This window comes from Microbacterium sp. BF1 (genome assembly GCF_019279095.1).
GTDB classification, from domain to species: domain Bacteria; phylum Actinomycetota; class Actinomycetes; order Actinomycetales; family Microbacteriaceae; genus Microbacterium; species Microbacterium maritypicum.
Window position 1 is genome coordinate 1 of the sequence record NZ_JAGYWT010000152.1, and the last position, 5,395, is coordinate 5,395.

The window sequence follows — 5,395 nt, forward strand, 5'->3', positions numbered from 1 at the left end:
ACGCTCACCCCCGGGTGCTCGCCCACCCCTCGACCGCTGCGGCCATGGCGGCCCCGCCGCACCGGCGAGGTCGGGCATGGCCGCAGTCGTCGAGGGAGTGGTCAGACGAGCGTCTCCTGCCAGGCTGCGTGCAGCTGCGCGAACTTCCCGGTGCCGCTGATGAGCGCGGCGGGGGTGTCGTCCTCGATGATGCGGCCGTGCTCCATCACCAGCACCCGGTCGGCGATCGCGACCGTCGACAGTCGGTGCGCGATGATGATCGCCGTCCGGTCCTTGAGAAGAGTCTGCAGCGCATCCTGGATCAGACGCTCCGACGGGATGTCCAACGATGCCGTGGCCTCGTCGAGGATCAGCACCGCAGGGTCGGCGAGGAACGCCCTGGCGAAGGAGATGAGCTGGCGCTGACCGGCCGAGACCCGCCCACCGCGCTTGTTCACATCGGTGCCGTAGCCGTCCGGCAGCGACGAGATGAAGCCGTCGGCCCCCACGGCGCGTGCCGCGGCCTTGATCTCGTCGAGCGTCGCCTCCGGCTTGCCGAGTGCGATGTTGTCGGCGACGGTCCCACTGAACAGGTAGGCCTCCTGCGTGACCATGACGATCGCGCGACGGAGATCCTTCGGGTGCAGCGAGCGCAGATCTACCCCGTCGAGGGTCACCCGCCCTTCGGAGGGGTCGTAGAAGCGCGAGATGAGCTTGGCGAGCGTCGACTTGCCGGCACCGGTCGTTCCCACCAGGGCGATCGTCTGCCCCGCCGGGATGTCGAGCGAGAAGTTCGGGAGGATCGTCTTCTCGCCGTTGTACCCGAAGGTCACCTCGTCGAACTCGATGTGTCCGCGCGACTCCCACAGGTCGACCGGCTTCTCGGGGTCCGGAACCGTCGGCACCTCTTCGAGCACGCCCGACACCTTCTCCAGCGCGGCCGTCGCCGACTGGTAGGAGTTCAGGAACATGGCGATCTCCTGCATCGGAGCGAAGAAGTTGCGCACGTACAGCACGGCGGACAGCAGCACACCGACCGTGAGCGCCCCCTCGGAGACGCGGATGCCGCCCCACAGCACGACGATGCCGAGCACCAGCGCGGCCACACCCATGAGTCCGGGCTCGAACGTGCCGAACAGCAGCATCGAGCGACGGTTGACATCGCGGTACTCGCCCGCGATCTCCTGGAACGCCTTGTCGTTGCGGGGCTCCTTGCGGAACGCCTTCACGGCGCGGATGCCGGTCATCGTCTCGACGAACTGCACGATCACCTTGGCACTGATCACGCGCGACTCGCGGTAGACGAGCTGCGAGCGCGAGTAGAACCACTTCATCAGGAAGAACAGCGGCACTCCGCCGATCGCGAGGATGAGTCCGGACTGCCAGTCCCACACGCACAGGGCGATGAAGGTGAACAGGCCGAAGAGCACGCCGGAGACGAGCTCGTTCAGGCCGCCGTCCAGGAGCTCCTTGATCGAGTCGAGGTCACTCGTCTGGCGCGAGATGATGCGGCCAGACGTGTACGACTCGTGGAACTCCAGGCTGAGGCGCTGGGTGTGCAGGAAGATGCGCTTGCGCAGATCGAGCAACACCGCCTGGGTGAGCTTGGCGGCGATGATCACGTACCAGGCGATCAGGACGGCGGCCAGCGCTCCCGCCAGCAGGTAGATGCCGCCGATCATGAAGGTCGGCATCCAGTCGGCCCGTTCGATGGCCGCAGGCAGTGCGCGGTCGAGGCCGATGCTGATGAGGATGGGGCCGGCGACCTGCAGAGCGGTCGACACGACCAGCACCGCGGCGGCCAGCACGATCCGCGGCTTCAGAGGGCTGACCAGGGATCCGAGCAACCGGAGGGACCGACGACGGATCTCCCTGCTCTCGTCACGGGTGTATTCGGAACGGTCCTCGTTCTGGGTTCCGGTGATCGCGGAGCTCATCGCTGCACCTCCTTCTCGGTGATCGGGTCTTCGTCGGCGGCTCGCATCCCGAGGCCCTCCTGGACCTCTTCGTCGATCTCGGCCTGTTCATCGCGGATCACCGGGATCGCCCCGGTCCGCGCCGCCTCCTCCGCCTCCAGGCTGGAGATGACGTGACGGTAGTGCCGGCTCGTCTTCAGCAGCTCGGAGTGCGTGCCCACCGCCGTCACGCGACCGGCTTCCAGCAGGGCCACGCGGTCGGCGAGCGCCACTGTCGATGGCCGGTGCGCGACGATCATGGCCGTGGTGTCGGCGAGCACGTGGCGAAGGGCCTCCTCGACGAGAGCCTCGGTGTCGACGTCGAGCGCCGACAGCGGGTCGTCGAGGACGAGAACCTTCGGGTTCGCCGCCACCGCGCGAGCGAGGGCGAGTCGCTGCCGCTGGCCGCCGGAGAGGCTGAGCCCCTCCTCGCCGATGACCGTCTCGACGCCGTCGGGCAGCGCATCGACGAACGACGCCTGGGCGACCTCGAGGGCTTCGCGCAGCACGCGCTCCCCCTCCTCGCTGTGCACATCGAGCTCGGCACGGCCGAGGAGCACGTTCTCCCGGACCGTCGCCGAGAACAGCGTCGCGTCCTCGAACGCCATCGCGATGTGCTGACGGAGTTCCGCGAGCGGAAGGTCGCGCACATCGACGCCGTCGAGCGTGACCCTGCCACCGGTCACGTCGTACAGACGAGTGGGCAGCGTGGTGAGCGTGGTCTTGCCGCTGCCGGTGAGTCCGACCAGCGCCATGGTCTCACCGGGGCGCAGCACCAGGTCGATGCCGTCGAGCAGATCGCGCTCGTGGGCGCCCGCATCCTGGTAGCGGAAGTGCGCGTTCTCGAACGCGAGCTCTCCGCGGGGGTTCCCGATGTGCACCGGGTTCTCCGGGTCGGTGATGGTGTTGGTCTCCGAGAAGATGTCGAACACACGGTCGGTCGCCGTGCGGGCGTCGAGCATGAACGAGAACAGGAAGCCGATCGACTCGATGGGCCAGCGCAGCACGACCGCCATCGCGAAGAACGCGAACAGCTGCGCCTCGTCGATCTGCCCCACCGAGATCAGCCAGATGCCCGACATCAGGCTCAGACCGAACGCGATCTGCGGCATGAGGTCGAGCCAGAACCAGATGGACGCGATCGCGCCGGCCTTGCTCATCTCGGTCTCGCGCAGAGTCTCGGCCTGACGGCTGAAGCGGCTGAGGGCGTGCTTGCCGCGCCCGAACGCCTTGAGCACGCGGATGCCGTGCACGCTCTCCTCGACGCTGGTGGCGAGGTCACCGGCCTGATCCTGGCTGCGACGGGTGAGGGCGCCGTAGCGCTTCTCGAACAGGTAGCCGCGGATCCACAGCGGGATCGCGGTCACCAGGAAGATCACGCCCAGCAGCCAGTGCCACCGGAACAGCAGCACGGATCCGATGATGATCGTGAGGATGTTGACCACGAGCAGCACGAGGCCGAACGCGAGCCAGCGGCGGATGAGGCCGATGTCCTGCATCATGCGGCTGAGCAGCTGACCGGAGCCCCACCTGTCGTGGAACGACACCGGGAGGGTCTGCAGGCGCGAGTACAGCTCGGTGCGCATCTTGTACTCGACCTCGGTCGAGGGGTTGAGCACGAACTGGCGTCGCAGCCAGACCATCAGTGCCTCGCCGAGAGCGAGGGCGAAGACGGCGACGGCGCCCCAGACGATGGCGCTGAGATCACCGGAGTAGACCGGGCCGCTGATGATCTGCTCGAGAACGATCGGGATCATCAGGGCGATGACGGCGGCGATGAGCGCGCTGGCGGCACCGCCGGCGAGCCGCCAGATGACGGGTTTCACGAAGGGCTTCAGGCGCCACAGTGCGGCCGGAGTGGAAAGGGTCGATGACGGCGAGGCGTTCTGCGCGGAAGGCGAGGAAGACATGTCTCTCAGACGAGTTTCGTATGGACAGCGGGTGCGGAAGGGGACGGATGCGAGAGCGGACTCACAGAGTCCGGCATCCGACGAAGAAGGGGCGGGGTGGCTCTAGGAGAGCGGGCGCGCCGTGGTCGAGCCGAGAGCTGCGATCCGCGCGATGGCGATCGTGGTCATGGTGTCCTCCTCAGGGGCTCGGCGATGTCGTCCGGTTGGCGCGACAGCCCACCAGCCTATTGCTGTGAACCAGCTGAAAGCAAGAGTCATTCCCGATTCCTGCGCCGCGATCGTCGAGGTCGCGAGAAAGGAGACCTCGTGACGCTCAGGCGCCGGCGGTGACGGCGAGCTCCGACCGGAGGAAGCGTCGCAGGTTGCCGCCCAGCACGGCGAGGATGTCCGCCTCCGGCCAGCCGCGGCGCAGCAGAGCCTCGGTCACGAGCGGAAGCCCGGTCGGACCATCGAGTCCTGGGAGGTACCGGTCGGCGGGGACTCCCTCGATCGTCGTCTGCACGCAACACGGGGCCGTCGTGTCCGCGAGCACCTCGCGGACGAAGTCCGACCCCATCCCGACGTGCGCGATCCCCGCGACCGACACCACCCGCTCGAAGTGGTCGATCAGGGTGTCGATCGTGTAGGCGCTCTCGTGCAGGTAGGGCGCGAAGAAGTTGACGCACACGACTCCCCCGCTCTCCGCGACCCCGGCGATCTGCGCGTCGGTCAGGTTGCGGTGGTGGTCGAACAGCGCACGCGCCGAGGAATGCGTGGCCATGACGGGCCGTGTGGCGATCTCGAGCACGTGGTCGACTCCGCCCGCTCCGAGATGGCTGATGTCGAAGATCATGCCGACGCGCTCCATCTCCGCGAGCGCCCGGATTCCGGTGCGGGTGAGCCTGCTGCCCGCGGCGTCTTCGCCGCTGCCGTCGGCGAAGGCGCTGCGTCCGAAGTGCGCGACCGCGCCGATCCGGATCCCGAGGCGATGCACGGTCTCCAGCAGCTCGACGTCGTCGGCGATTCCGGGCATCCCCTCCAGGGCGAGCACCAGCGCGATGCGCCCTTCGCCGATCACGCGGTCGATGTCATCACCGTCCAGGCACAGCCCGACGGCGTCCGCGTTGCCCTCCGCCAGCCGGTGGGCGGCTTCGATCATGCGCAAGGTGCGACGCAGTGCCCCCTCCGGGCGGTACACGTCGTCGATGAACACGGGCAGGACCTGAAGGTCCACACCGCCCTCCTGCAGCTGCGGGAGCCACTGCGTACGGAAGTAGTCCGACCACTCATCCGAGGGGCGGGTCGCCACCGAGCACAGCAGGTCGTTGTGCGCGTCGGCGACGACGGCACGGCGGTGGAGGACGAGTGCATCGTTGGCGGTCACGGGATGAGCCTACGGCCGCGTCGGTGCGGATGCTTCGTCGACGGGCACCATGACGACAACCCGTCGTGGTGCCCGCGGCTCAAACGCCGGCGCTCTCCCGCGCGAGCAGACTCTCCTTGACGTCGAGACCCCAGGCGAATCCGCCGAGGCCGCCGTCGGTACGCAGCACGCGATGGCAGGGCACGAAC

The 5,395-nt window shown here is 68.0% G+C and carries 5 protein-coding genes; all 5 read right to left on the reverse strand.

The features are described 5' to 3' along the window. Positions 1–101: 101 nt before the first annotated feature. Entirely contained in the window at positions 102–1,916 is a 1,815-nt protein-coding gene (locus KZA10_RS07305; RefSeq protein ID WP_055870527.1) for an ABC transporter ATP-binding protein, read from the reverse strand. Next, positions 1,913–3,844 (reverse strand): ABC transporter ATP-binding protein, encoded by a 1,932-nt coding sequence (locus tag KZA10_RS07310; protein WP_218682529.1) that lies wholly within the window; start codon positions 3,842–3,844, stop codon positions 1,913–1,915. Before KZA10_RS07310 ends, KZA10_RS07305 begins: the two co-directional genes overlap by 4 nt. A gap of 102 nt (positions 3,845–3,946) precedes the next feature. Beyond that, the gene (locus tag KZA10_RS07315; RefSeq protein WP_157535648.1) at positions 3,947–4,102 is read right to left on the reverse strand and encodes a hypothetical protein; all 156 of its coding nucleotides are present in this window, start codon (positions 4,100–4,102) and stop codon (positions 3,947–3,949) included. A 55-nt stretch (positions 4,103–4,157) separates the two neighbouring features. Beyond that, positions 4,158–5,207: a dipeptidase gene (locus KZA10_RS07320; RefSeq protein ID WP_055870521.1), complete on the reverse strand. Its 1,050-nt coding sequence runs from the start codon at positions 5,205–5,207 to the stop codon at positions 4,158–4,160. A 79-nt stretch (positions 5,208–5,286) separates the two neighbouring features. Continuing rightward, positions 5,287–5,395 (reverse strand): MGMT family protein (locus tag KZA10_RS07325; RefSeq protein WP_218682530.1); only part of this gene is annotated, 109 nt, incomplete at its 5' end.